Origin of the sequence: Streptomyces sp. ADMS (genome assembly GCF_033441795.1) — a bacterium.
Classification (GTDB): domain Bacteria; phylum Actinomycetota; class Actinomycetes; order Streptomycetales; family Streptomycetaceae; genus Streptomyces.
Map to the genome: position 1 here is coordinate 138325 of NZ_JAVFVX010000002.1, position 25178 is coordinate 163502.

Annotated in this window: 23 protein-coding genes; 15 read left to right on the forward strand and 8 right to left on the reverse strand. The window is 71.6% G+C overall.

All coding sequences use genetic code 11. The features are described from left to right. Nucleotides 1-7: 7 nt before the first annotated feature. Genes RB628_RS01600 through RB628_RS01615 form a run of 4 tightly spaced genes read left to right on the forward strand, consistent with a single transcriptional unit; the run spans nucleotide 8 to nucleotide 4461 of the window. Nucleotides 8-583: a 2-oxoacid:acceptor oxidoreductase family protein gene (locus RB628_RS01600; RefSeq protein ID WP_318318398.1), complete on the forward strand. Its 576-nt coding sequence runs from the start codon at nucleotides 8-10 to the stop codon at nucleotides 581-583. Continuing rightward, nucleotides 567-1808: a pyruvate ferredoxin oxidoreductase gene (gene porA / locus RB628_RS01605; protein WP_318318399.1), complete on the forward strand. Its 1242-nt coding sequence runs from the start codon at nucleotides 567-569 to the stop codon at nucleotides 1806-1808. The genes RB628_RS01600 and porA overlap by 17 nt, the downstream gene beginning before the upstream one ends. Next, nucleotides 1805-2812 (forward strand): thiamine pyrophosphate-dependent enzyme, encoded by a 1008-nt coding sequence (locus RB628_RS01610; protein WP_318318400.1) that lies wholly within the window; start codon nucleotides 1805-1807, stop codon nucleotides 2810-2812. The genes porA and RB628_RS01610 overlap by 4 nt, the downstream gene beginning before the upstream one ends. After that, nucleotides 2809-4461, forward strand: a complete 1653-nt coding sequence (locus RB628_RS01615) for an NAD(P)-binding protein (RefSeq protein WP_318318401.1) — start codon at nucleotides 2809-2811, stop codon at nucleotides 4459-4461. The genes RB628_RS01610 and RB628_RS01615 overlap by 4 nt, the downstream gene beginning before the upstream one ends. Nucleotides 4462-4741: 280 nt before the next feature. Here RB628_RS01615 and RB628_RS01620 read toward each other — a convergent pair whose 3' ends face one another. The 7 genes from RB628_RS01620 to RB628_RS01650 all read right to left on the reverse strand — a co-directional run bounded on the left by RB628_RS01620 (nucleotide 4742) and on the right by RB628_RS01650 (nucleotide 11933). Next, on the reverse strand, nucleotides 4742-6154 hold the full coding sequence (locus RB628_RS01620) for an NAD(P)(+) transhydrogenase (Re/Si-specific) subunit beta (RefSeq protein WP_318318402.1): 1413 nt from the start codon (nucleotides 6152-6154) through the stop codon (nucleotides 4742-4744). Nucleotides 6155-6159: 5 nt separating this feature from the next. Continuing rightward, the gene (locus RB628_RS01625) at nucleotides 6160-6483 is read right to left on the reverse strand and encodes an NAD(P) transhydrogenase subunit alpha (RefSeq protein WP_318318403.1); all 324 of its coding nucleotides are present in this window, start codon (nucleotides 6481-6483) and stop codon (nucleotides 6160-6162) included. Then, the gene (locus RB628_RS01630) at nucleotides 6480-7595 is read right to left on the reverse strand and encodes an NAD(P) transhydrogenase subunit alpha (RefSeq protein WP_318318404.1); all 1116 of its coding nucleotides are present in this window, start codon (nucleotides 7593-7595) and stop codon (nucleotides 6480-6482) included. Before RB628_RS01630 ends, RB628_RS01625 begins: the two co-directional genes overlap by 4 nt. A 57-nt stretch (nucleotides 7596-7652) precedes the next feature. Continuing rightward, nucleotides 7653-8666, reverse strand: coding sequence for a zinc-dependent alcohol dehydrogenase (locus RB628_RS01635; RefSeq protein ID WP_318318405.1), 1014 nt, complete (start codon nucleotides 8664-8666; stop codon nucleotides 7653-7655). Between the two features lie 12 nt (nucleotides 8667-8678). Then, a complete protein-coding gene (locus tag RB628_RS01640; RefSeq protein WP_318318406.1) occupies nucleotides 8679-9047 on the reverse strand; it encodes a DUF779 domain-containing protein in 369 nt (122 codons plus the stop codon). A 14-nt stretch (nucleotides 9048-9061) separates the two neighbouring features. After that, entirely contained in the window at nucleotides 9062-10582 is a 1521-nt protein-coding gene (locus tag RB628_RS01645) for an aldehyde dehydrogenase family protein (protein WP_318318407.1), read from the reverse strand. A gap of 67 nt (nucleotides 10583-10649) precedes the next feature. Beyond that, nucleotides 10650-11933 carry a GAF domain-containing protein gene (locus RB628_RS01650; protein WP_318318408.1) on the reverse strand — a complete coding sequence of 428 codons (1284 nt, stop codon included), beginning with the start codon at nucleotides 11931-11933 and terminating at the stop codon, nucleotides 10650-10652. 258 nt (nucleotides 11934-12191) lie between these two features. On the opposite strand from RB628_RS01650, the gene RB628_RS01655 reads away from it, so the two are divergent. From RB628_RS01655 to RB628_RS01695, 9 genes are all read left to right on the forward strand, one after another. After that, a complete protein-coding gene (locus tag RB628_RS01655; protein WP_318318409.1) occupies nucleotides 12192-12632 on the forward strand; it encodes a hypothetical protein in 441 nt (146 codons plus the stop codon). A gap of 705 nt (nucleotides 12633-13337) precedes the next feature. Continuing rightward, a complete protein-coding gene (locus tag RB628_RS01660; protein ID WP_318318410.1) occupies nucleotides 13338-14558 on the forward strand; it encodes a PAS domain S-box protein in 1221 nt (406 codons plus the stop codon). Between the two features lie 20 nt (nucleotides 14559-14578). Beyond that, nucleotides 14579-14935 (forward strand): STAS domain-containing protein, encoded by a 357-nt coding sequence (locus RB628_RS01665; RefSeq protein ID WP_412180581.1) that lies wholly within the window; start codon nucleotides 14579-14581, stop codon nucleotides 14933-14935. Then, on the forward strand, nucleotides 14932-15366 hold the full coding sequence (locus RB628_RS01670) for an ATP-binding protein (protein ID WP_412180576.1): 435 nt from the start codon (nucleotides 14932-14934) through the stop codon (nucleotides 15364-15366). The genes RB628_RS01665 and RB628_RS01670 overlap by 4 nt, the downstream gene beginning before the upstream one ends. After that, on the forward strand, nucleotides 15363-16373 hold the full coding sequence (locus tag RB628_RS01675; RefSeq protein WP_318318413.1) for a SpoIIE family protein phosphatase: 1011 nt from the start codon (nucleotides 15363-15365) through the stop codon (nucleotides 16371-16373). Before RB628_RS01670 ends, RB628_RS01675 begins: the two co-directional genes overlap by 4 nt. A gap of 41 nt (nucleotides 16374-16414) precedes the next feature. Further along, on the forward strand, nucleotides 16415-17602 hold the full coding sequence (locus RB628_RS01680) for a PAS domain-containing sensor histidine kinase (RefSeq protein WP_318318414.1): 1188 nt from the start codon (nucleotides 16415-16417) through the stop codon (nucleotides 17600-17602). Between the two features lie 509 nt (nucleotides 17603-18111). Next, nucleotides 18112-18954, forward strand: coding sequence for a hypothetical protein (locus RB628_RS01685; protein WP_318318415.1), 843 nt, complete (start codon nucleotides 18112-18114; stop codon nucleotides 18952-18954). Between the two features lie 216 nt (nucleotides 18955-19170). Beyond that, nucleotides 19171-21510 (forward strand): heavy metal translocating P-type ATPase, encoded by a 2340-nt coding sequence (locus RB628_RS01690; RefSeq protein ID WP_318318416.1) that lies wholly within the window; start codon nucleotides 19171-19173, stop codon nucleotides 21508-21510. 126 nt (nucleotides 21511-21636) lie between these two features. After that, nucleotides 21637-22020, forward strand: a complete 384-nt coding sequence (locus RB628_RS01695; RefSeq protein ID WP_412180577.1) for a hypothetical protein — start codon at nucleotides 21637-21639, stop codon at nucleotides 22018-22020. Nucleotides 22021-22083: 63 nt separating this feature from the next. Here RB628_RS01695 and RB628_RS01700 read toward each other — a convergent pair whose 3' ends face one another. Further along, nucleotides 22084-22764, reverse strand: coding sequence for a DUF2202 domain-containing protein (locus tag RB628_RS01700; RefSeq protein ID WP_318318417.1), 681 nt, complete (start codon nucleotides 22762-22764; stop codon nucleotides 22084-22086). A gap of 172 nt (nucleotides 22765-22936) precedes the next feature. Here RB628_RS01700 and RB628_RS01705 point away from each other — a divergent pair, with 172 nt between their 5' ends. Together RB628_RS01705 and RB628_RS01710 are read left to right on the forward strand one after the other, a co-directional pair. After that, nucleotides 22937-23632, forward strand: a complete 696-nt coding sequence (locus tag RB628_RS01705; protein WP_318318418.1) for a response regulator transcription factor — start codon at nucleotides 22937-22939, stop codon at nucleotides 23630-23632. Beyond that, nucleotides 23622-25091 carry a HAMP domain-containing sensor histidine kinase gene (locus RB628_RS01710; protein ID WP_318318419.1) on the forward strand — a complete coding sequence of 490 codons (1470 nt, stop codon included), beginning with the start codon at nucleotides 23622-23624 and terminating at the stop codon, nucleotides 25089-25091. Before RB628_RS01705 ends, RB628_RS01710 begins: the two co-directional genes overlap by 11 nt. The last annotated feature ends 87 nt before the right edge of the window (nucleotides 25092-25178 follow it).

Below are 25178 nucleotides of genomic sequence, written 5' to 3' on the forward strand. Positions count from 1 at the left end.
GGGTGCCGTGTTCCAGGTACGCATCCACGGCCGCGGCGGCCAAGGAGCCGTCACGGCCGCGGAGCTGTTGTCGGTGGCGGCGTTTCTGGAGGGCCGCCACGCTCAGGCTTTCCCGAGCTTCGGCTCTGAGCGGACGGGGGCTCCGGTGATGGCGTTCTGCCGGATCGACGACCGGCCGATCCGGGTCCGCGAGCCCGTCGCCCGGCCCGACGCCCTCGTGGTCCAGGACGCGACGCTGCTGCACCAGGTGGACGTCTTCGCCGGCCTGCGGCCCGGCGGCCCGGTTCTGGTCAACTCCCCTTATGACACCGCTCACCTGGGTCTGGAGTCACTCACCGGTCCGGTCCTCACGGTCCCCGCCACCGCACTCGCCCTGCGCCATGTCGGGCGTCCGGTGCCCAGTGCCGTCCTGCTCGGCGGACTCGCCGCCCTCACCGGCTGCGTGACGCTCGACTCGCTGACCGCCGCGATCCGGGAACGCTTCCCCGGGAGGCTGGGGTCGGCCAACGCGGACGCCGCCCGGGAAGCGTACGAGTACGTCGAGGTCCTTCGTCAGGAGTACGCCCATGCTGAAACAGACTGAGGGCTCGCGCGCGGTCGCCGAGACCGTCGCCTACTGCCGCCCGGAAGTGATCGCCGCCTACCCCATCTCCCCGCAGACCCACATCGTGGAGGAGCTCAGCCGCCTGGTGAAGTCCGGTGCGCTGAAGCCGTGCGAGTACGTCAACGTCGAGTCGGAGTTCGCCGCGATGTCCCTGTGCATCGGCGCCTCGGCGGCCGGTGCCCGCACCTACACGGCGACCGCGAGCCAGGGCCTGCTGTACATGGTGGAGGCCCTCTACAACGCCTCGGGCCTCGGCCTGCCGATTGTGATGACGGTCGCCAACCGGGCCATCGGCGCGCCCATCAACATCTGGAACGACCACAGCGACAGCATGTCCCAGCGCGACTCCGGCTGGATCCAGTTGTACGCCCGCGACAACCAGGAGGCCGCCGACCTGCACCCGCAGGCCTTTCGGCTGGCCGAGGAGCTGTCGCTGCCGGTGATGGTGTGCATGGACGGCTTCGTCCTCACACACGCCTGGGAGCGGATCGAAGTGCCGGAACAGGCGCAGGTCGACGCGTTCCTGGCGCCGTACGAACCCCGCCAGGTCCTGGACCCGGCCGAGCCGGTGTCGATCGGCGCGATGGTCGGCCCGGAGGCCTTCACCGAGGTGCGCTACCTCGCCCACGCCAAACAGATGCAGGCCCTGGAGGCGATCCCCAGGATCGCGGCGGAGTTCCGTCAGGTGTTCGGGCGGGAGTGCGGCGGCCTGGTCCATCCGTACGCCTGCGGAGACGCCGAGACGATCGTCGTCGTCCTGGGGTCGACGTTCGGCACGGTGTGCGACGTCGTCGACGAGATGCGCGAACGCGGGGTGCGCGTCGGCGCCCTGGCGATCACGTCCTTCCGCCCGTTCCCGCTGGAGGAGGTGCGTGCCGCGCTGGGCGGGGCCCGCCAAGTCGTCGTGCTGGAGCGGGCGTTGGCGGTCGGAATCGGAGGAATCGTCTCGGCGAACGTACGCACCGCGCTCTCCGGGATCCAGCTCGACGGCCACACCGTGATCGCCGGGCTCGGCGGGCGCGCGATCACCAAGGCCTCGCTGCACCGGCTGTTCGCCGACGCGCTCGCCGGACGACTCGGGCAGCTGACGTTCCTGGACCTCGACACCGGCCTGGTGGAGCGGGAGTTGGCCCGCATGGCACGGACCCGGCGGTCCGGGCCGTCGGCCGAGAACATCCTGCGTGATGCGGGGAGCAACCGATGAGCACCGCACGGCAGGTGAAGTTCTACCAGGTCGGCAGCTTCGCGGCCGGAAACCGGCTGCTGGGACCGGAGTTGCAGTCGGACCAGGCGGACCCGGACCGGTCCAACGCGCTCACCTGCGGTCACCGCGCCTGCCAGGGCTGCGGCGAGGCGCTCGGCGCCCGGTACGTCATGGACGCGGCGCAGCGGGCGGCCGGCGGCAAGGTGATCGCGGTCAACGCGACCGGCTGTCTGGAGGTGTTCTCGACGCCGTACCCGGAGACCTCCTGGCAACTCCCCTGGCTGCACTCACTGTTCGGCAACGCGCCCGCGGTCGCCGCGGGTGTCGCCGCCGCACTGCGCGTCAAGGGCCGCACCGACGTCCGCGTGGTCGGACAGGGCGGGGACGGCGGGACGGTCGACATCGGACTGGGCTGTCTGTCCGGCATGTTCGAACGGGGCGACGACGTCCTGTACGTCTGTTACGACAACGAGGCCTACATGAACACCGGCGTGCAGCGTTCCGGGGCCACTCCCCCGACCGCGCGCACGGCGACCACCCAGGCGGTCGGCGAGGAACCCGGCGCCCCTTTCGGGCAGGGCAAGAGCCTGCCGCTGATCGCGATGGCGCACGAGATCCCGTACGTCGCCACGGCCACCGTCGCCGGGCTCCGCGACCTGGAGGCCAAGGTGCACCGGGCGATGGGGATGCGCGGAGCCCGCTACCTGCAGGTGCTGGTGCCCTGCCCGCTGGGCTGGGGTACGGCGCCCCGTGACACGGTGCGCATCGCACGCCTCGCCGAACAGAGCGGACTGTTCCCGGTGTTCGAGGCCGTCGACGGCGAGGTCACCGACGTCACCCGCATCCGGCGGCGCGTGCCGGTCGAGGAGTACCTGCGCCCGCAGAAGCGGTACGCGCACCTCTTCGAACCGGAGGTCCGTACCGACGTCATCGCCCGTCTCCAGCGGGCCGCCGACCGCACCGTCGCCCGCTTCGGGCTGCTGGCCGAGGAGGAAGTTCCGTGAAGGAGAAGCCGTTCGCGATCACCCTGGACGTGGGGTCCAGCCTGGCCAACCGGACCGGCGCCTGGCGCACCGAACGTCCTGAGTACGTCCACCGGCTGCCGCCGTGCAACCAGGCCTGTCCCGCCGGGGAGAACATCCAGCAGTGGCTCTTCCACGCGGAGAGCGGCGACTACGAGTCCGCCTGGCGGGAGTTGATGCGGGACAACCCGCTGCCCGCCGTGATGGGCCGGGTCTGCTACCACCCGTGCGAGACCGCCTGCAACCGCGTGCAGGTCGACAACGCCGTCGGCATCAACGCCGTGGAGCGTTTCCTCGGAGACGAGGCGATCCGGCACGGCTGGAGGATTCAGGGTCCTTCGGACTCCTCCGGCACGGGGGTCCCCCCGGCCGGAGGCTGGAGCAGGGTCCTGGTCGTCGGTTCCGGTCCGGCCGGGCTGTCGGCGGCGTACCACCTGCGGCTGCTCGGGCACGAGGTGACGATCCGTGAGGCGCAGGAGCGGCCCGGCGGCATGATGCGGTACGGCATTCCGCGCTACCGGCTGCCCCGCGAGGTGCTGGACGCCGAGATCGACCGCATCCTGGCGCTGGGGGTCACGCTGGAGCTCGGGACGCGGGTCGACGACGTGCTCGCCGCACAACGGGACGGTGGCTTCGACGCGGTGTTCCTGGCGGTGGGCGCCGGCATCGGCCGCCGCGCCTACATCCCGGCGGGCGACAGCGCGCGCATTCTCGACGCGGTCTCCCTGCTGGCAGGCGTGGAGGGCGGCCGGCCGCCCCTGCTGGGCCGCCGGGTCGCCGTGTACGGCGGCGGCAACACTGCCATGGACGCGGCCCGCACCGCGCGCAGGCTCGGCGCCACCGACGCCGTCGTGGTCTACCGGCGCACCCGCGACCGGATGCCCGCGCACGACGTGGAGGTGGAGGAGGCGTTGGAGGAGGGCGTGCGGATGAAGTGGCTGTCCACCATCAAGCATGCCGACGGCGAACGGATCACCGTCGAGCGGATGCAGCTCGACGAGACCGGATTCCCTCAGCCCACGGGCGAGTTCGAGGAGCTGGAGGCCGACACCGTGGTGCTGGCGCTCGGCCAGGAGTCCGACCTGTCCCTGCTGCGGGACGTGCCCGACCTGTCGGTGGACCACGGCACGGTGCGGGTGGCCGACGGGCTGATGACGGGGCATCAGGGCATCTTCGCCGGCGGCGACATGGTGCCCGCCGAGCGGACGGTCACGGTGGCTGTGGGGCACGGCAGGAAAGCGGCGCGCCACATCGACGCCTGGCTGCGCGGCACGTCCTACGAGCCCGGCCCCAAGCACCCGGCCGCCGACGCCGACCGGCTGAACACCTGGTACTACTCGGACGCACCGGCGTCCGTGCGGCCCCAACTGGCGATGGCCCGCCGTGTCTCCACCTTCGACGAGGTCGCCCAGGGGCTCGACCGGTCCACCGCGCTCTTCGAGGCCCGGCGCTGCATGTCGTGCGGGAACTGCTTCGAGTGCGACAACTGCTACGGCGTCTGCCCCGACAACGCCATCACCAAACTCGGGCCGGGCAAGGGGTTCGCGATCGACCTCGACTACTGCAAGGGGTGCGGACTGTGCGCGGCCGAGTGCCCGTCCGGGGCGATCGACATGGTGATGGAGGAATGACGGGACGGGCATCCCGACGCCGGCCGGCGCGACCGCGGTGACCACCACGGCCCGGCGCCGGTTCACCATGGGCGGCCCGACCGCCCCTTCGCAGGAGCGGCACTGCTCCGACGGCCACGCCACGCTCACCGCCACCAGCTCCGGCATCTTGTCGGGTGAGTCCCTCACCGGGGGCGGCCGGCTTCTTCGGACTCCGGCTGCCCGGGCTGGTGTTCATCAGCCGACCCCGCGTCCGAGGTGGGCCCCGCATCGTTCGCGGGACCCACCTCGGAGCCGTACGTCAGCTGACGAACTCGCTGACGGCGGCCTTCAGTTCGCTCAGTCCCTTCTTCGCGTCGGTGAAGAACATGCCGGTCTTCGGATCGGTGTAGAGCTCGTTGTCGATGCCCGCGTACCCGTGCCCCATCGAGCGCTTGATGACGACGACGCTCTTCGCCCCGTCGACGTCGAGGATCGGCATGCCGGAGATCGCGTTGCCGGGGCGGCGGGCGATCGGGTTGGTCACGTCGTTCGCGCCGATCACCAGTGCCACGTCCGCCTGCGGGAACTCGGGGTTGACGTCGTCCATCTCCTTCAGCTGGGTGTACGGCACGTTCGCCTCGGCCAGCAGCACGTTCATGTGACCGGGCATACGACCCGCGACGGGGTGCACTGCGTAACTGACATCGATGCCCTGCTCGCTCAACAGCTTCGCCAGAGCACCGAGTTCGTGCTGCGCCTGGGCGGCGGCGAGACCGTAGCCCGGGACGAAGACGACCTTGCTCGCGTACGCCAGCTGGATCGCCACGTCGTCCACGGACACGGACCGCACCTGGGCCGGGGCCCCGCCCTCACCGGTCGTCGCCGGAGCGTTGTCACCGGTGCCGAAGCCGCCGATGACGATGTTGGCGATGGAACGGTTCATGGCGTCGGCCATCAGCTTGGTGAGGATGCCGCCCGAGGCGCTGACGAGCATGCCCGCGATGATCAGCGCGGTCTCGTCGAGCACGAAGCCCGCCATCGCGACCGCGGATCCCGTGAAGGCGTTCAGCAGGGCGATGACGACCGGCATGTCGGCGCCGCCGATGGGCAGCACCATGGTCACGCCGAACAGCAGCGCGACCACCACGAGCCCGTACAGCGCGGTGCGGGAGTCGGGGGCCAGCACCAGCCAGACGGTGCCGGCGACGAAGGACACCGGCAGCAGCACGTTCAGCAGGCGTGCCCCGGGGAACACCACGGGCGCACCGGACACCATTCCCTGGAGCTTGCCGGCCGCGATCAGGGATCCGGAGAAGGTGACCGCGCCGATCACGATGTCCAGCGCGCCGGGTACCGAGACACGTGCGCCCAGCCCCGCCGGATTCTCGGTCTGGAGCAGGTCGTTGACGGCGATGAGCGCTGCCGCGCCGCCGCCGACGGCGTTGAAGAGGCTGACCAGCTGCGGCATGGCGGTCATCTGCACCTCGCGCGCCGCCCACAGGCCGAGCACCGCGCCCAGGAGGCCGCCCGAGACGAGGACGAGCCAGCCGGTTCGGCTGATCACGCCCTCGTCGGCGACGAGCCAGACGGTGGCGGCGATCGCCGCGGCCATGGCGGCGGCTGAGAGGGTGTTGCCGCGGCGGGCGGTGCGCGGGTGGTTCATCAGGTGCAGGCCGATGACGAAGCACGCGGCCGCGGCCAGGAAAACATAGTGGACGGTGTCGGAAACCATGACGCTCACTCCTCGGCCTTCTTCTCGGCCTTCTTCTCGGTCGCCGGCCGTGCCCTGAACATTTCCAGCATCCGGTCGGTGACGACGTATCCGCCGACGACGTTCATCGCGCCGAACACCATGGCCGCGAAGGCCAGGGTGTATCCGAGCCAGGTGTGCGACTCGGCCGCGATCAGCATGGCGCCGATGACGACGATGCCGTGCACCGAGTTGGATCCGGACATCAGCGGGGTGTGCAGGGTCGCGGGCACCTTGCTGATGACCTCGACACCGACCAGCACGCTCAGCACGAACACGGTGATCGCGGTGAGCAGATCGAGGTCGTTCATGACGTTTCGCCTCCCATCAGGGCTCCCGTGATCTCGTCGGCCGGGTCGAGGACCAGGTCGCCGTCCCGCACCAGGTGGCGCAGCAGGGCGACGAGGTTGCGGGCGTAGGCCGTGGACGCGGCGGTGGCCATCGCGGACGGCAGCCGCCCGGCGCCGATCACGGTGACGCCGCCCGCCAGGACGTCCGTCTTGTCGGGCTCGGATCCCTCGACGTTGCCGCCGAGTTCACTCGCGGCGAGGTCGACGACGACCGAGCCGGGCCTCATCCGCCCGAGGACGGCCGACGTCACCAGCAGGGGTGGCCTGCGTCCCGGAACCTGGGCGGTGGTGATCACAACGTCGGAGCGGCCTATGTGCTCGTCGAGCGCCGCTCGTTGGGCTTTCTGCTCATCGGCGGTCAACTCCCGTGCATAGCCGCCTCGTCGGGTTCCCGGTTCCTCGTCGTGCGGGGTCTGGACATCGAGGAACCGGGCTCCCAGCGACTCCACCTCCCCTCGTGACTCGGGGCGTACGTCGTAGCCCGTGACGACGGCGCCGAGACGGCGGGCGGTGGCGATCGCCTGAAGTCCGGCCACACCGGCGCCCAGAACGAGGACCTGCGCCGGGCGCATGGTGCCCGCCGCGGTGGTCAGCATCGGGAAGAAGCGGTCGTACGACTCCGCCGCGACGACGGCCGCCTTGTACCCGGCGACGCTCGCCTGCGAGGTCAGCGCGTCCATGGACTGGGCGCGGCTGAGGGTGCGGGGCAGCAGGTCGAGGCTCGCCGTGCGCACACCCCGCCCGTGGAGCTCCTGGACCAGCGCGGGGTACCGCAGCGGCTCCAGCAGGCCGATGAGGGTCTGGCCGGCGCGCAGCGACCGGGCGGTGTCCGGGTCCGGCGGTCCCACGCACAGGACCGCGTCCGCCCTCGCGTACAACTCGTCGGCCGGTACGACGGCCGCTCCCGCCGCGGTGTAGTCGGCGTCGGCGAACCAGGCTCCGGACCCCGCCCCGGTCTCGATCAGGACGTCGATGCCCGCCTTGTGCAGGAGGGTGACGGCCTCGGGGACGAGGGCGACGCGGCGTTCGCCGGGCGCCCGCTCCCGTACGGCACCTACGGTGACGGTGGCCATGATCTGCTGCCTCTCCCCGGGACCCGGTGGTGCCGGGTCCCAGAACTCTCAGAACTCTCAGAACTCGAGGACGAGCCGGGCTTCGGCCCGTCCGGCGAGGACCTCGTCGAACGAGTCGTTCACCTGGTCCAGGCGCCGCGATTCGGCGATGACCTGGGTGCGTCCGGCCGCGTGCAGCGCGAACACCTCGGTCAGGTCCTGGCGGGTGCCGACGATGGATCCGATGACGGAGATGCCGCTGAGCACGGTCTCGAAAATCGGCACCTTGATCGCCGCGTCGTCGGCGGGCAGCGCCACCATGACGAGGCGTCCACCGCGGTTGAGTGACCGGTAGGCCTGCTCGAACGCCTTGGGTGCGGCGGCGAGCACGACGGCGACGTCCGCGCCGCCGGCCTTCTTGATCTCCTCGACCGGGTCGTGGGTGCGGGCGTTCACGATCTGGTCGGCGCCGAGCCGGTGGGCCACACCCAGCTTGTCGGGTTCGAGGTCGACCGCGGTGACGAAGCCGCCGACCAGGCGCGCGTACTGGAGCGCGAGGTGCCCCAGGCCGCCGATGCCGAAGACGGCGACCCGCTCGGCGGGGATCACACGGGCGACCTTGATCGCCTTGTACGTGGTGACGCCCGCGCAGGTCAGCGGGGCGGCGTCGAAGGAGGTCACGCCGTCGGGCACCCGAACGACCGCGCCCGCGTCGGCGACGGCGTACTCGGCGTAGCAGCCGTCGACGGAGTAGCCGGTGTTGACCTGTGACAGGCACAGGGTCTCCCAGCCGGAGAGGCAGTAGCGGCAGGTGCCGCAGGACGAGCCGAGCCACGGTATGGCGACCCGCTTGCCGGTCAGGTCCGCGGCTACGCCTGTGCCGACGGACTGGACGATGCCGATGCCCTCGTGGCCGGGGACGAACGGCGGCTGTGGCTTGACGGGCCAGTCGCCGTGGGCGGCGTGGATGTCGGTGTGGCAGATCCCGGAGGCCTCCATCTTCACGAGCACCTGGCCGGGGCCGGGCTCGGGGACGGGCAGGTCCTGGATCTCCAGGGGCTTGCCGAAGTCGGTGACTACTGCTGCCTTCATGGCGTCCGCTCCTCAACTGACAGTGTTCCGGGGCGCCTCGACCCGGGTCACGAAATGCAGCCCGTCCCCGGCTGCGAGGGAGAAACCACCCGGTGTGCCCGGTTCGACGTCCAGGACGAAGAAGGGGCGGCCGAGGGCCTCGTACTGGTCGGCGTTCATGTGGAACATGCAGCCCTCGATGACGCCGACGAGCATGTCGCCCTGTCCCAGGGCGAATTCGCCGCCCGGGAAGCACATCGGGTCGCTGCCGTCGCAGCAGCCTCCGGACTGGACGAACATCACCGGTGCGCCGTGGGCGGCGCGCAGGGCCGCGATCGCCTTGCGCGCCGCACGGGTGGCCGTGACGCGCCCGACGGTGCCGTTGTGCAGCTTCGCGGGCATGTCGTCGCCTCCTCCTAGAACAGCCCGAGCGGCTTGGTGCCGTAGCTGACCAGCAGGTTCTTGGTCTGGCTGTAGTGCTCGAGCATCATCTTGTGCGTCTCGCGGCCGATGCCGGAGACCTTGTATCCGCCGAACGCCGCGCCGGCGGGGTACTGGTGGTAGCAGTTGGTCCAGACCCGGCCGGCCTTGATCGCGCGGCCCATCCGGAAGGTGCGGTTGGTGTCGCGGCTCCACACGCCGGCCCCGAGGCCGTACAGCGTGTCGTTGGCGATGGCCAGTGCCTCGGCCTCGTCCTTGAAGGTGGTGACCGCGAGGACGGGTCCGAAGATCTCCTCCTGGAAGACCCGCATCTTGTTGTGGCCCTTGAGAACGGTCGGTTCGAAGAAGAAGCCGTCCGCGAACTCTCCGCCGAGCGCGGGCCGGTGGCCGCCGACCAGCAGGTCGGCGCCTTCCTTGAGGCCGATCTCGACGTACGAGGCGATCTTCTCGACCTGTTGTCTCGACACCTGCGGGCCGATCATGGTCGCGGTGTCGAGCGGGTCACCCTGCCTGATGGCGCGGATCCGCTCCAGGCAACGCCCCATGAACTCCTCGTAGATGTCCTCCTGGATCAGGGCGCGGGAGGGGGCGGTGCAGACCTCACCCTTGTTGAACGCGTAGAGCACCAGGCCTTCGACGGCCTTGTCCAGGAAGTCGTCGTCCGCCGCGGCCACGTCGTTGAAGAAGATGTTCGGCGACTTGCCGCCCAGCTCCAGGGTGACCGGGATGATGTTCTGCGCCGCGTACTGCATGATGAGCCGGCCGGTGGTGGTCTCGCCGGTGAACGCGACCTTGGCGATGCGCTTGTTGGTGGCGAGCGCCTTGCCGATCTCGGCGCCAGGGCCGTTGACGACGTTCAGGACGCCCGGCGGGAGGATGTCGCCGATGACCTCCATCAGCTTCAGGATCGACCACGGGGTCGGCGAGGCCGGCTTGATCACTGTGGCGTTGCCCGCGGCGAGCGCCGGGGCCAGCTTCCACGCGGCCATCAGCAGCGGGAAGTTGAACGGGATGATCTGCCCGACCACGCCCAACGGCTCGTGGAAGTGGTAGGCGATCGTCTCCTTGTCGATCTCGGTTATCGAGCTCTCCTCGGCCCGGATCGCCGCCGCGAAGTAGCGGAAGTGGTCGGCCGCGAGGGGGATGTCGGCGGCGAGGGTCTCACGTACCGGCTTGCCGTTCTCCCAGCTCTCGGCGACCGCGAGCTCCTCTCGGTGGGCGTCGATGGCGTCGGCCACCTTGTTCAGCACCGCGGCCCGCTGTGCGGTGCTCGCCTCGCCCCACGCGTCCTTCGCGGAGTGCGCGGCGTCCAGAGCCAGTTCGATGTCCTCGGGCCCCGACTTCGGGATCTCGCAGATCGGCTTGGCAGTGGCGGGGCACAGGTTGAGCGTGTACTGCCCGGTGGTGGGTGCCTGCCACTTGCCGCCGATGAAGTTCTCGTACCGTGGCGCGACGTCCACAAGACTGCCCGGCCCGCCCGGGGGGTCATACTTCATGGCCGTCTCCTCTCCGATCGATTCCTGATCACCACCGGTCACGACGATCGCGGTGATGCTGAGCACGTTAGGAGCGGCAACGCTGCAATACCGCTGCATGCTTCTTGGCCTGCGGCACGCCGGCTCCCCGAAGGTCCAGCGCACGGGCGGCGGCAGCAGCTCGCTGCGGTGACCCGGCGGGCAGGGTGCGGGCGAGCGCGGCCCACGCGGACACGTCGTCGGCTCCCCACGCCGAGGCGACCCAGCGGCGCAGCGGTCCCACGGAACCGCCGGCCAGCACGGCACCGCGCAACTGCTGTTCCAGAGACCGCCGGTGCTCCTCGACGAGCGGTGCCTCGGACCGCGGCAGCAACGGGCCGGGATAGCGGGCGAGGGCCTCGTCCACCCGTCCCTCGGCGAGCAGTTCGGCCACTTCGTCGTAGTCGGTGCGCACCGGGCGCAGCAGCGCGTACGGCCGGGAGCCCAACAGGTCGGGCCCGAGGACCGCCCGTAGCCGGGTCAGTTCGGCGCGCAGCGTCGACGGGGGTATCTCCTGCTCCGAGAGGCCCACTGCGAGCCGGTCACCCGTCACGCCCCGGCCCTCCAGCGCCAGGGCCACCACGATCTCGCTGTGCCGCGGGCTGAGCCGCCGTGACCGCCCCGCGTCCTCCAGCAGAACGCTGTCCCGGCCCAGCGCCCGGAGCCGTACGGCGTCGGAGGCGGCCACGGAGGAACCGGGCATGCGGGCCAGTTCCGCCTCGACCGCCAGCGCGGCCGCACGCACCGCGGCCAGCGCCGGGGGCGTGGCGATACTCGCACCGCCGGAGAGGTCCACCACCCCCAGCAGGCGGCCGGTTCGCAGATCGCGGACGGGAGCGGCCGCACACGACCAGCCGTGGACCGCGGCACTGTAGTGCTCCCCTGCCACTATCTGGACGGCGCGCCCCAACTCCAGGGCGGTTCCCGGCGCGTTGGTACCGGCCAGGCGCTCGGACCACCGGGCGCCCTCGACGAAGCGCATCCGTTCCGCCCGTCGCAGGGCTGCGGAGTCGCCCTCGACCCACAGCAGAGTGCCGTCCGTGTCCCCTATCGCGAAGACGTGCCCGTCGTCCGCGGCGCCGGTACCGAGCAGGTCGCGCAGCAGCGGCAGTGAGGCGGCGAGGGGGTGACCGCGCCGGTACGAGGCCAGGTCCCCGGGCGTCTGGCGCAGGGGTGGGAGGGCGCCGCCGTCGGGGAGTACGCCGCACGCCGTGCAGCGCGCCCACGAGTCGGCCACCAAGGGCCGCACGCCCTGCGCGAGCCCGGGCGACGAGGTCACGAACCGCTCGTGCGCCGCGCGCAGCGCGGACACGGAGGCGGCGGAAGCGTCCATGGCACCTCCCACGTGCCTCTCTCCCAGCTGGTCATGTCAGCCTCACCCGCGCACGGCGCGGGCTGTAGGGGCCGAAGGGCCCCATGGCGGGACCCCGAGGGCCCTGTCCCACTTCCCAGCCTTGCCCTGCGGGCCGGACATGGGGATGGGCCGCAGGGCCACAACAACCCGCCACAGGGACCTTTTTGAAGGGACTGGCGGAGAACCCGGGGGGGTACGCGAGTCACGTGCGCACCGGTGTGACGGTGCGCCCTCGTCATGGTCGGGCGGACAGCTGCCGGCCCGGTCACCACGCACGCCGCCGACGATGTCTTCTCCCGGCAGCACGCCGAGCGGCCTTCCACGCGGGCCGTACTCCTCACCAAGGTCCCGGCCGCCGCCTCAGGAGGCGTGGGGGCACGCGACCGGGTCGCGGCGGCGATCCGCTGGACGGCCGACGACGGTTCCGCCCGTACGGGCAGGACTCTGGTGGAGACCGGTCAGAAGTCGGGCGCCAGGATCATCATCTGGCGGGACGCCCGGTCCGAGCTCACCATCGAGCCACCCGGTCCTACGGAGGCGGCCTGCGGGCCGGCGTTCATGGGCACGGCGACCGGCGCCGGAGCACTGGCACGGTGGCGGATCGGCCGGCGGCGGATCGCTCAACGAGGCACGGAGTGGAACGGGGTGGAGCCACAGTGGAGGCACCGGACCCGCTGACGCCCTCGGCCCGGCGGGGTCGCCCGCGGCACTCCCAGCGGGGTAGCCCATGACATGAGGGAATGCACGCGGCGCAAGGTCCTCACCGGCCCTCACTGGGCTCCGGCCGGCCCTCTCGCGTACTTTCCCGCGGAGTGATCCTTGAATCAGCGCGGGCGTCGGGAACGCCATCTGCAAAGGGGCTCCCCCGTCCCCCCGGCCGGGAACGGCGTCCGTGCCGGGGAGACGGCTCGTGACGGACCGTGGCCGCACGTGGGTCGTCGACCCGGCCCGTACCACTTGCCGGCGCATCTCCCCGCAACAGGTCCCCGGTCCGGTCCGGAGCATCACAGGGGTGGCGCGGTCCGGACCGGGGATCGTACGCGCCTGTCCTGCCGCCGGGCAGGCGATGGAAGCGCAGCAGCCGGGACAACCGAACCGCAGGCCGCCCTTCACCACGAGGACACCGTCGCGTGCTCCTCGCCCCGCACCGACTCGTCGCATCCGCGCATCAGTGCCTGCGCCGATTCAACTGACCCTGCCGTCATCACAGTTGGACCCACACCACTCACTTGCGCGGAGGCTCCTGGCCGACCCCGCGGTGAACGGCGAAGACTTCATCACCGACTCGGGGGACAGGTAGCATCGGGCCCGCCGGAGATCAGCCGGACACTGCCATCGGTGCACCCGGGGCGGGATCTGACGAGGTGAAGGGCGGGTCCGGGCATGACGACGCCACCGGTGGACGAGGAGGATCCGCAGGCCAGACTGCGCGATCTGGAGGCGATGCTGGACGCGCTGGGCGACCGGGCCGTCGTCAGGCTGGGCCCGAACGGTGAGGTGATCCGCTGGAGCCGCAGCGCGCGGGCGATGACCGGTTACACCGAATCCGAGGTCGTGGGACGGACCTTGGCTCTGCTGCGGACCGAAGAGGACCGCGGCGCCGGACTGTTGGAACAGGAACTGGAAGCGGTACGCCGGCACGGCCGGCGCGACTTCCAGGGCTGGTGGCTCCGCAAGGACGGCGAGCGGTTCCTGGCCCGCGTCAGTCTGACACCGGTGACCGCCGAGGACGGCACAGTGACCGGTTTCGTCGAGGTCCTGCGGGACGCCACCGAGGCCGCACGGGCCGAGTCGCTCTTTCACGGCCTGCTGGAGTCGGCTCCCGACGCCATGGTGATCGTGGGGTCGGACGCGCGGATCATCCTGGTCAACCGGCAGGCAGAGGCCTTGTTCGGCTTCGAACGCGACGAGTTGGTCGGCCAGGAGATCGAGGTGCTGGTACCGGCCCGCTTCCGTGACCGTCACGTGGGCCACCGCACCGGCTTCCTGCACAACCCCCAGGTGCGGCCGATGGGCGCCGGACTGGAACTGCAGGGACGGCGCCGGGACGGCACGGAGTTCCCCGTCGAGATCAGCCTGAGCCCGTTGGAGACCGCCGAGGGCCGGCTCGTCGCCGCCGCGGTCCGGGACGTCACCGAACGGCGGGAGACCGAGCAGCGCCTGCAGCGCCAGCGCGACGAGATCCTGGAACTGTCCACGCCCGTGATCCAGGTGTGGGACAAGGTCCTGGCACTGCCGATCATCGGCACCCTGGACACCCTGCGGGCCACGCGGCTGACCGAGGGGCTTCTGGAGAGAATCGCCCAGACCCAGGCCGAGGTGGCGATCCTGGACATCAGCGGGGTGCCCACCATCGACACCCAGGTCGCCCAGCACCTGCTGAAGACGGTGCAGGCGGCCGCGCTGATGGGCACGGTGAGCATCATGAGCGGCGTACGGCCGGAGACCGCCCAGTCCATGGTGCACCTGGGCATCGACATGGGTCGCCTGCGCTCCCGCAGCACCCTTCAGGACGCGCTCCAACTGGCCCTGGCAGTGCTGGCCGAGCGGGCCGGGACAGCGCAGGCGGCCGCCCGGGCCCTGACGTCCGGGGAGCCACGGTGAGCGAGGACGTGGTGCCGGTCATGCGGATCGGCGACACGCTGCTGGTGGCGCTCCAGGGCGACCTGGACGACACCACGGTCATCAGGATCGAGGAGCAGCTCACCCGGGAGATCGCCCGGACCGCCGCGACCGGCATGCTGATCGACGTCAGCCGACTGAGCGTGGTCGACTCCTTCATCGCTCGTGTCCTGGCTCGCATCGTGGCCATGGTCCGGCTGCTGGGCGCGCAGGCGGCAGTCGTCGGCATCCAGCCCGCCGTCGCCATCACCCTGGTCGAACTCGGCGTCCCCATGGGTCACTTGGACACCGCGCTCAACGCCGAGCAGGGCCTGGCGCTGCTGGCCCGGCTGCGCCGCGGCGATGCCGGCACGGGATGACCATGCCGACACAGACGGAAACGGCCCGGGAGTCGGCCGCGTTCGACATCATTGACGAGTCCGACCTGATCCGCGTGCGCAAGGTGCTGCGCACCGAGGCCGAAGCGACCGGGCTCAACCTGGTCGACACGACCAAGCTGATCACCGCGGGCAGCGAGCTGGCCCGCAACATCCTCAACTACGCCACCGGCGGCCGTGGCCGGTTCCGCGTCGAACAGATTCACGGCCAGGGCAGGCGGGGGGTCCGGGCCACGTTCGCCGACGACGGCCCGGGCATCGATGACGTCGGACAAGCGATGACCGACGGCTTCAGCACCCGCGGCAGCATGGGCCTGGGACTGCCGGGTGCGCGTCGGCTGGTGGACGACCTGACCCTGGCCTCCGCCGCCGGTTCGGGCACGACCGTGGTGATCGTGAAGTGGCAGAGATGAGCGAGGCAGAACACCGGCTCTGCGCGGTCGGGGCCGAGGAGGACGTGGGCGCGTTGCGCCGCACGGTGGCTCGAATGGCGGTGGGGCAGCCCGGATTGCGCCCGGGCGTGGCCGAACTGGTGGCCACCGAACTGGGCACCAACCTCGTCCGGCACACCGGCAGCGGCAGTTACGTGCTGGCTCGCAGGGCCGGGGACGGGATCGAGCTGATCTCCGTCGACCGCGGCCCGGGGATGCCCTACGGTGCCCTCGCCCCCGACATCGACACGGTCACGTCCCCGGCGCGAGGAGGAGGGCTGAACGCGGGCCTGAGCGTCGTACGCCGGCACACCGCGGAGTTCGACTGCTACTCGACCCTGCGTGGCACGGTCCTCTACGCCCGCCTCGGCACCGTGGCCCCACAGCCGGTCGGCCGCTGGCGCTTCGGCGCCGTCGACATCCCCTACGGCGGCGACGGCCGGTCCGGCGACGCCTGGGCCGTCACACCGGGACCGCAGTTGGCCGCCATGGTCGTCGACGGCCTCGGGCACGGCTCCGCCGCGGCCGTCGCGGCCCGTACCGCGATCACGGAGTTCGAACGCGAGACGGCCGCCGACCCCGCCCGGCTGGTCGGGCGCGCCCACGAGGCGATGCGGGCCACCCGTGGCGGTGTGCTGGGCACGTGTCTGATCGATCCCGGCCGCGGTGAGCTGACCTACACCGCGGTCGGCAACATCACCGGGCGCGTCCTGGCCCGTGGCCGCACCGTCCACCTGCTGGACCGCCCGGGCACCCTCGGCACCCACCTGCCGCTGCCCAACGTCCGCCCGCAGCACTGCCCCTGGGAACCCGGCGCCACCCTGATCCTGGTCTCCGACGGGATCCGCTCCGGCTGGAACCTCGACGATCACCCGCGTCTGCTGGAGCACCACCCGGCCGTCGTCGCCGCCGTCGTCCACCGTGACCACGGACGGCCCACGGACGATGCCACGGTGCTCGTGGTCCGCGACAGGCCGGACACGGCATGATGGACGAGGCTCACCTCATCTCAGGCGAAGGACGGTCAGGCATGGGGAATCCGGGCAGCCTCCAACCTCTCGACGGACCGTCTCCCGCGGATCACGACGCCTCCCAGGAAGCCGAGTCGGCGCGTCACGCACGTCTTCTCGGCGAGCTGCGCCAGGAGTTGGACGACACCAACCGGGGCCTGATCGCCCTGCACACCGAGTTGGAGACCACCCGGCTGGCCGAGGCTCGCCTCGCGGCCATGGTCGCCTCCTCCGACGACGCCATGTTCTCCCTGGACCTCGACTGCCGTGTCCAGACCTGGAATCCGGGCGCGCGGCGCCTGCTCGCCCACACCGAGCAGCACATCACCGGGCAGCCGGCCGACACGCTGATGTCCGACGCGGCACGCGCAGCGCTCCGAACGGCGCTGGAGCAGATCCGCTCCGACCGGCGCGCCGAGTCGTATGCGTGCCGCTGGCTCCGGGCGGACGGCACGGAGGTCGACGTGGCCGTCACCGTCTCGGCGATGCGCGACGCCGGCGGTGGCCTGATCGGCTATTGCGCGACGGCCCGGGACATCACTCACCAGCTCGCCGCCCAGGCCGAACTGGCCGCCGCCCGCGCCGACCGCGAGGTGATGGCCGAGCGCGACCGCATCGCCCGCGACCTGCACGACATGGTCATCCAGCGGGTCTTCGGCGCCGGACTCGCCCTGCAGAGCACAGCTGCCCGCCTTCCCCACTCCGAGGCCGACCGCATCCACACAGCCATCGGCGAACTCGACGCCACGATCCGCGAGTTGCGCACCACTATCTTCGACCTCCACCAGCCCGCGCAGAAAGCGGCCAGCCTCCGGGCCCAGGTCCTCGACGAGACCTCCGCCGCACACGACCGCCTCGGCTTCGCCCCCTCCGTCGAGTTCGACGGTCCGGTCGACGCCGCCCTCCCCGACGCGACCGCCGCCCACCTGCTCGCGGTCCTGCGCGAGGCATTGTCCAACGCCGCCCGCCACGCCCATGCCTCCGCCGTCACCGTCTCCATCCAGGCCGGCGGTGACCTGCTGCTGGAGGTCACCGACAACGGCCGCGGCCTCGATCCGGCCGTCACCCGCAGCAGCGGCCTGACCAACCTGCGCCGACGCGCCGAGAGACTCGGCGGCAGCTTCGACATCGTCAGCCCCGCGGGAAGCGGCACCCACGTGCGCTGGCGCATCCCGCTGATCGCAACGGACCCGGCACTCACATCCTGACGTTCACCACGCAGGAGGGCCGGCGGACGACGGAGTCGGCCTTGCCCGGGCTGAAATCGTGCAGGCCGCCTCATGGAGGGCTCAATGGCCCGGACGCAGGCCGCACGACCTCCCTCGTTGTGCCATCCTGAGGGGGAGGCACCGGCTGTGCCGGACGGATCACACGCTCCACACGTTCCCGGGCGGCCGCCGGCAACGGGTCGCTCGAAGGACACCTGGCGCGGCGCACCGGCAGACCGCCGACTGTCCGCCTTCCCTTCCCGACCACGGGGCACCCTCATGACCCGCCAGCCATGACGAACAAACCACCACCACCGCCTGACCGGGGCGCCGTCGGACATCGCCGTCCGCGTCGACCGTGCCGTACTGAACCAACGTTCCAAACACAGTGCGCAGCAGTTTCGACCCCGGCAGATCTGCCTACTGTGGGTGGGCGTCGATATGCCGCCGACGGTCGCACATGCGTTCCGGTGAGGCCGTCGAGCGCTTCGGCCCCACGGGGGTGTGCTGTGGAATCTCCAACCGATCCCGGGCAGGTACTAACCGACACCGACGGCGACACCGTCGGCCGACAGTTCCAACAGCCCGGCCTGACGTCGAGGGCTCTTCCGTTCGGGCTGGTCGCCGTCGTGGCCACGGGCAGCGTCCTGGTGCCGGACGGTGACGTGCAGTCCTGGCTGGAGTACTGGTCGAGCGTCACGCTCCTGCTCGTCTGCGCCGCCGCTTTCCTCTTGCCCTGGCAACGGCTACCGGCATGGGCCCCGGTGCTGGTGCCGCTGACCTACACCCTGTCCGTCCTGGAACTGAGCCTGGCATCGGGCGCGGCCTCCGGTGTGGGACTGCTGCTGCTGGTCCCGCTGATCTGGTCGGCGCTGTTCCACCACCGGTGGGAGTCGGCGTGCGTGGTGGTGGCGGTGGTGGCGGTCCAGGCAACGTCGTCCATCGCTCAGGCGACGCCCGGTGCCGTGGTCGCCAGACGCCTGGTCCTCTGGAGCGCCCTCAGCGTGCTGATCGCGGTGGCGGTTCATGGATTGCGGGACCGTGTCAGAGACTCGCTGATGGCCAACGCGGCGTTGCAGACGGAGGTCCGCGAGCTTTCTCTGGCCCGGGAACGGGACCGTATCGCCACTGATCTCCGCGAGAGCGTGGTACGGAAGGTCTTCGACGCCGGGCTGGACCTGAACAGCACGGCCGCGATGATCGACGAGGGCCCCGCACGCAGGCAACTTCTGCACGGCGTGGCCGAACTCGACGAGGTGATCCGGACGCTGCGGGAGAGCGTGTTCGACCTGGGCCATGACGCCGGCCATCCGATCGGCGCCTCGAAAAAAGCCGAACCCGACGAGCGCTGACGACAGGCAGTCATCCGCGCAGACGGTCCGGGGCCCCGCAGCGCTCGCGTGAGCACCTGGGCACGGCGGGTTGCCGCCCACGGACCAGGGGGCGTCGAAGCTGTCGTTCGGCCCAGGCGGAAGGGCCGTTCGTCCCCTGCCGGACGGGCCGGTCTCCGCGATGTGATGGACGGGGACCTGACCGAAGGTCGCCGCGACAGCCGGACGAGGTGAGCCATGGACAGCCCCACCAGCCTCACCCTCACGGCGCGGCTGCGCCGCATCACGGACGCCATCGTCCTCCCCCGGCTGGAACCCGCGCTCCTGGCCGTCACGGCGGCGGCTCTGACGGCCGGCGGCATCGCCTGGCTCGTCGGCGCTGACGACCTCGCGGACCTGTTCTGGGGGCTGGGCACGGTATCCGCCGTCGTACCCGCGGTGGGGTGGGTGCTGCACGCGCTGCGCCACGGACGCGCGGGCGTGGACCTGATCGCCGTGCTGGCGCTGGCCGGCACCCTGGCCGTGGGCGAGTACCTTGCCGGGGCCCTGATCGCGCTGATGCTCGCCACCGGCCGCACCCTCGAAGCCGCCGCCCAGCGGCGTGCCTCCCACGACCTGCGAGCCCTGCTCGAACACGCGCCGCGCTCGGCGCGCCGCCGTACGGACGCCGGGGTGGACACGGTGCCGCTGGCCGATGTCGGGGTCGGCGACCTGCTCGTCGTAGGTCCAGGCGAGGTGATCCCCGTGGACGGCCGGGTGGTGAGCACCGCCGCCGTCCTCGACGAATCAGTGCTCACCGGTGAGCCCCTCCAGGTCGAACGGCCGCAGGGCGAAACGGTCCGCAGCGGTGTGGTCAACGCGGGAGGCGCCTTCGAACTGCGCGCGACCGCGACCGAGCAGGACAGCACCTACGCGGGCATCGTCCGCCTCGCCCAGCAGGCCGGGGCGGAGTCCGCGCCCGTGGTGCGGCTCGCCGACCGCTACGCGGCCTGGTTCCTTCCCCTGTCCCTCGTGGTGGCGGGACTGGCCTGGCTGATCAGCGGATCCGCGGTACGGGCGGTCGCCGTCCTGGTGGTCGCCACGCCGTGTCCGCTGCTGCTGGCCGCGCCGGTCGCGATCGTCTCCGGTCTCTCCCGGGCCTCCCGCCTCGGCGTCGTCATCCGCGACGGCGGCGCCCTGGAGAACCTCGGCCGCGCCCGCACTCTGCTGCTGGACAAGACCGGGACCCTCACGGGTGGCCATCCCCGCGTCCTGGACGTGAGCGCCGCTCCCGGCCGTAGACCCGCGGAGGTACTCCGCCTGGCGGCATCCCTCGACCAGTACTCGCCACACGTGCTGGCCCACGCCATCGTCAACACGGCCCGGGACCGCAAGCTGGAACTGTCGGTTCCGTCGGACGTCACCGAGGAACCCGGCCGCGGTGCCACCGGTGTGGTGGACGGGCACCAGGTTTACATCGGCCGTCTCGACCCCTCGGACGTGCAGGCTTCCTGGGCCCGCGCCGTCGACAACCGCGCCCTCCTCGACGGCGCGGCCGTCGCCTGGCTGACCGTCGACGGACAACCGGCCGGTGCCGTCCTCCTGCGCGACCCCGTCCGGCCCGACGCGCCCCGCACCCTGCGCCACCTGCGAGCGGCGGGCATCGAACGGCTGATGATGCTCACCGGCGACCGCGCCGAACCCGCGCACGAGGTCGCCGCCGTCCTCGGTCTCGACGACGTGCGCGCCGAGCTCAGCCCGGCCGGCAAAGTCGCCGTCGTGCGCGCCGAACGCGAACGCGCGGTCACCGTGATGGTCGGTGACGGCGTCAACGACGCCCCCGCCCTCGCCGCCGCCGACATCGGCGTGGCCATGGGTGCCCGTGGCTCCACCGCCTCCTCCGAGGCCGCCGACATCATCCTGACCACCGATCGGGTGGACCGCCTGGCCGACGCCGTCTCCATCGCCGTACGAGCCCGGCGCATCGCCGTGCAGAGCGCGCTCGGCGGCATGCTGATGTCGCTCGCCGCCATGGCCGCAGCCGCGTTCGGCCTCCTCCCACCCGCCGCCGGCGCGCTTCTCCAGGAGGGCATCGACGTCGCCGTCATCCTCAACGCCCTGCGCGCTCTGCGCGTCGACCAGAGCGCACGACCGGTCCTCACCCCCACCGCCGAGGCACTCGTCCACCGCTTCGCGGCCGAACACGACGACCTCCAGGACGTCCTCGAAGCCGTACGCGGCGCCGCCGACCAGCTCTCCGACAACCCCGGCCCCGAGGCACTCGCAGCCGTCGAGGAGACCCACCGGCTGCTCACCGAACGGCTGCTGCCCCACGAGTACGCCGAGGAGCACCAGCTCTACCCCGCTCTGGCCCCCGCCCTCGGCGGCCCCGAGGCCACCGCCACCATGAGCCGCGCCCACGCCGAGATCGAACGTCTCTCCCGCCGTGTCGCCACCCACCTGCAGCTTGCCGAGGCCGACGGCGGCCTCACCCCCGGCCAACTGGACGACCTGCGCTCCAGCCTCTACGGACTGAACACCGTTCTGCGCCTCCACTTCACTCAGGAAGAGGAGAACTACTTCTCGCTGGCCCCGTGATAACCCGCCCTCGGCGCGCGAGGCCGACTGGTTCCGACGCCGGCCTCAACGCCGGCAGCCTGCCCTCGGTCAGCTTCCTGAAGGCTGCCGCGTACCAGGACGGCCACGTCGCTGTCCACGGCGGTCGTGGTCGCCTACGACGACTCCGACGGCTGGGTACGACCACGTCACCTCGAAGGGCCCGGCCGTTGCCGTCCAACAACCGCTGTCGGTCATCTCCCCCGCAGAAAGGTCGACGTCGACCAGGTTGACCACACCGCCGTCGACCAGGCATCGATCACCCGGTTCACCGAGAACGACCGGCACCCCGGCCGCGTCGGGGACGCCTGCCCGCCGTACGTCCAGGACCTCAAGGCCCAGAACACCGCGGCAACCAACTCCACCTCGCCGGCCCTGCCGATCGCCCTCGCCACCGGCCTCCTCACCACCGGCGCGGTCACCACGGCGTTCGCCCTGCGCCGCCGCAGGACACGTGCGCGGTCCCCCGGCGACAGCCGTGTGGACGCCTGACCCACTCCGCCAGCACCCGGCGGTCCCGGCCTTCACAGGCCGGGACCGTCTCGGTTCACTCATTCACTCATCTGCGATCCAGTGGTCGAACGCCTCCTGATGCCGCTCCGAGGCGGCGAGCAGGTTGCCGTAGACCTGACGCGCGTCCGGGGCGGTGAGTCCGGACAGTGCCTTTGTCAGCGCGGCGATGTCGTCTGTCTCCACCGTGCGTCCGGCCTTCAGGGCCGCGTCCAGGCTCTCCTCACCCTGCCCGAGCAGCCGGTCGTAGGTGGCCTGGACAGCCGGATCGGCGAACTCACCGGCCGGCTGGCCGGCTGTCGGGTCGGTGACGTCGCAGCGGTCCAGAAGGGTGCGGACGGCGCTGAGGTGGTTGGTCTCGGCTGCCGCGATGCGCTCGAAGACCCGCACGTCGTAGCGCCCGGCGAATGCCGTGTAGAGGTCGTACGCGAGCTTCTCCTCCTCGGCCATGTCCGCCAGCGTGGCCTTCTGAGCGGCTGTCAGGGTGCCCTGCGAAGCCAGGGCGTCTCCGGTGCAGGTTCCGTCGTGCCGGATGCCACCGGCGTCGTTGCCACCATGCTGGCGTGCGTGGTGCTGACCGTTCGTCATCATGCCCTGGCACATGGTCTGTACGGCCCCCGGCGTGGCACCGCCCGTGCCCGCGGTCACCGGGCCCACCGCCAGCACGCCGCCGACGGCGAGAGCACCTGCGGCGACAGCCGCGGCGATCCTGATGTTGCGCTTCATGGCGAACCTCCTGGAATCCCCGGGAACGTCCTTCGTTCCCACACCGTCACCGTCGCGCCGTGCCCTGCAGCCGGCGTGCTGTGGGTGTGGAGACGGGATGGAGACATCTGCCGCAAGGGTTGGGGCTGTTCGGCCCTCGCCGGGGCGTGCCCGAGGCGCGTAGATGTGGGACATGGCCGTCACGGTGCTCGTCGTCGAGGACGAGAAGGAGATCCGCGAGCTGCTGCGCCGTTACCTGGAGCGGGCGGGCTACTCGGTGGTGACGACCGCGTCGGGCGCGGAGGCGGTACGGCTGCTGGGTGAGCGTGCGGTCGACCTGACGCTGCTCGATCTGGGGCTGCCGGACGTCGACGGTGACGAGGTGCTGCGCGAGGCCCGCGAGCGGGGTGGCGCACCGGTTGTGGTGCTCACGGCCCGCAGCACTGTCGAGGACCGCATCCACGGGCTGCGGCTCGGCGCCGACGACTATGTGACCAAACCGTTCAGCCCGACCGAGGTGGTTCTCAGGGTGGGCGCGGTCCTGCAGCGCGCCCGAGGGACGGCCACCGGTACGGCGCAGGTCTCGTCGTACGGCGGAGGACGGCTGCGCGTCGACGAGACCCGGCACGAGGCGGTACTGGACGGCACGGCGCTGGAACTGACGCCCACCGAATGGGGCCTGCTGACCGCGCTCGCGTCGGTACCCGGCCGGGTGTACTCACGCTATGAGCTGGTCAACCGGGTGCGCGGCTACGAGTTCGCCGGATACGAGCGGACGATCGACTCGCATGTGAAGAACCTGCGGCACAAGCTCGGGGACACCGGCCCCGATGTCGTGGTGACCGTGCTGGGCGTGGGCTACCGCCTGGGGTGGGCCCGTGATCCGTGAGACTCCCTCGCCGCACCGTGGCGAACCGGCCCCACCCGCTCGGCCACCCGGCGGGCTCGGCCCGCTGGGTCGACGGCTCTTCGCCGCGTTCGCCGTGGTCGCGCTGGCGTCCGTGGCCCTGCTGACGGCCGCGGCGCTCGTCGGTGCCGACCGCGGGATCAGCAGTGCCCGCCAGGCGGACCGCCGGCTCACGGCCTCCCGGGTGGCCACGGCCGCCGCCGACGCCTACCGGGCCGCCGGCGGCTGGCCGGCGGCCGACCTCTCGGTCGCGCGCTCCGTCGCCGCCGGCGCCGGCGCGGTGCTCACGGTGTGGAACGCGGACGCCGAGGTGACGTCGGGCAGCTCCGGATCCGAGGACGACCACGACATGTCCGGACCTGGTCACGGGCGTCAGGGACAGGGCACCGGTTCCGGCCCCGGCGCGAACGCGCCCGTGGTGGTCGGCGGCAGCACCGTCGGCTCCGTGCACCTGGTCTTCTCGGCCGGTTCCGGGTCGGCGGGCCTGTCCGTCGCCTGGGGCTGGGTGGCCGTAGCCGCCGTCGGCGCCGTCGCCCTGGCCCTGGCCGTGAGCTGGTTCGTCACCCGGCGACTCACCGCTCCCGTGGTGCGGGTCGCGGCCACCGCTCGTGCTCTGGCCACCGGGGACCGCACCGCGCGGACCCACATCGACGCACCCGGCGAACTCGGAGACCTCGCCCGTGCCTTCGACGCCATGGCCGACGACGTCGGTCACTCCGAGCAGGCCCGCCATCGGCTCGCCGCGGATGTCGCCCACGAACTGCGGACGCCCCTGGCCTCGTTGCAGGCGGGGCTGGAGGAACTGCGGGACGGCTACGCCGATCCGTCGGCTCAGCGCCTTGCCTCCCTGCACGACCAGGCGCTGCGGCTCGGCCGCATCATCGACGACCTCGGGGAACTGGCGGAGGCCGAGTCGGCCCGGCTGTCCCTGCACCTGGCCGAGGTGGATCTGACCGCCCTGGCCGACGCCGCCGTGGCCGAGCAGGAGGCCGGGCTGCGCACGGCAGGGCTGACCGTACGCATCGTCCCGGGCCCCGCCCCGCTGCCGGTCCGCGCGGACGCGGACCGGCTGCACCAGGCCCTCGGCAACCTGTTGAGCAACGCCGCCCGCCACTGTCGTCCCGGCGACACCGTCACCGTCACCACGTCCGCCACGCCCGCCGAAGCGCTGGTCGAGGTGGCCGACACCGGTCCGGGCATCCCCGCCGACGAGCTTCCGTACGTCTTCGAGCGTCTGTGGCGCGGGGCCGGCGCTCGCACCCGGAGTGGCAGTGGTATCGGCCTCGCCGTCGTCAAAGAGCTGGTCACCGCCCACGGCGGAACGGTCTCCGCCGACTCCGGACCGGGCGGCGGGACGCGGGTGGCTCTCCGGCTCCCCAGGACGGAGTCACGGGGATCACGGATCGCTCCCGGCCCTGGCGCCGAACCGCGGGTTACCTGACAGACAAATACCCCTAGGGGTATTTGACGACCCCTTCCCGGTCGCCGTACTCTCGACACCCGGACACCCCCGGGGGTATTTGAGGAG

Coding starts and splice junctions, on each gene's coding strand:
- RB628_RS01660 (WP_318318410.1), top strand. CDS start 13,338: ATGACGACGCCACCGGTGGACGAGGAGGATCCGCAGGCCAGACTGCGC.
- RB628_RS01610 (WP_318318400.1), top strand. CDS start 1,805: ATGAGCACCGCACGGCAGGTGAAGTTCTACCAGGTCGGCAGCTTCGCG.
- RB628_RS01690 (WP_318318416.1), top strand. CDS start 19,171: ATGGACAGCCCCACCAGCCTCACCCTCACGGCGCGGCTGCGCCGCATC.
- RB628_RS01620 (WP_318318402.1), bottom strand. CDS start 6,154: ATGGTTTCCGACACCGTCCACTATGTTTTCCTGGCCGCGGCCGCGTGC.
- RB628_RS01675 (WP_318318413.1), top strand. CDS start 15,363: ATGAGCGAGGCAGAACACCGGCTCTGCGCGGTCGGGGCCGAGGAGGAC.
- RB628_RS01700 (WP_318318417.1), bottom strand. CDS start 22,764: ATGAAGCGCAACATCAGGATCGCCGCGGCTGTCGCCGCAGGTGCTCTC.
- RB628_RS01680 (WP_318318414.1), top strand. CDS start 16,415: ATGGGGAATCCGGGCAGCCTCCAACCTCTCGACGGACCGTCTCCCGCG.
- RB628_RS01640 (WP_318318406.1), bottom strand. CDS start 9,047: ATGCCCGCGAAGCTGCACAACGGCACCGTCGGGCGCGTCACGGCCACC.
- RB628_RS01650 (WP_318318408.1), bottom strand. CDS start 11,933: ATGGACGCTTCCGCCGCCTCCGTGTCCGCGCTGCGCGCGGCGCACGAG.
- RB628_RS01665 (WP_412180581.1), top strand. CDS start 14,579: ATGCGGATCGGCGACACGCTGCTGGTGGCGCTCCAGGGCGACCTGGAC.
- RB628_RS01670 (WP_412180576.1), top strand. CDS start 14,932: ATGACCATGCCGACACAGACGGAAACGGCCCGGGAGTCGGCCGCGTTC.
- RB628_RS01655 (WP_318318409.1), top strand. CDS start 12,192: ATGGTCGGGCGGACAGCTGCCGGCCCGGTCACCACGCACGCCGCCGAC.
- RB628_RS01645 (WP_318318407.1), bottom strand. CDS start 10,582: ATGAAGTATGACCCCCCGGGCGGGCCGGGCAGTCTTGTGGACGTCGCG.
- RB628_RS01635 (WP_318318405.1), bottom strand. CDS start 8,666: ATGAAGGCAGCAGTAGTCACCGACTTCGGCAAGCCCCTGGAGATCCAG.
- RB628_RS01705 (WP_318318418.1), top strand. CDS start 22,937: ATGGCCGTCACGGTGCTCGTCGTCGAGGACGAGAAGGAGATCCGCGAG.
- porA (WP_318318399.1), top strand. CDS start 567: ATGCTGAAACAGACTGAGGGCTCGCGCGCGGTCGCCGAGACCGTCGCC.
- RB628_RS01630 (WP_318318404.1), bottom strand. CDS start 7,595: ATGGCCACCGTCACCGTAGGTGCCGTACGGGAGCGGGCGCCCGGCGAA.
- RB628_RS01625 (WP_318318403.1), bottom strand. CDS start 6,483: ATGAACGACCTCGATCTGCTCACCGCGATCACCGTGTTCGTGCTGAGC.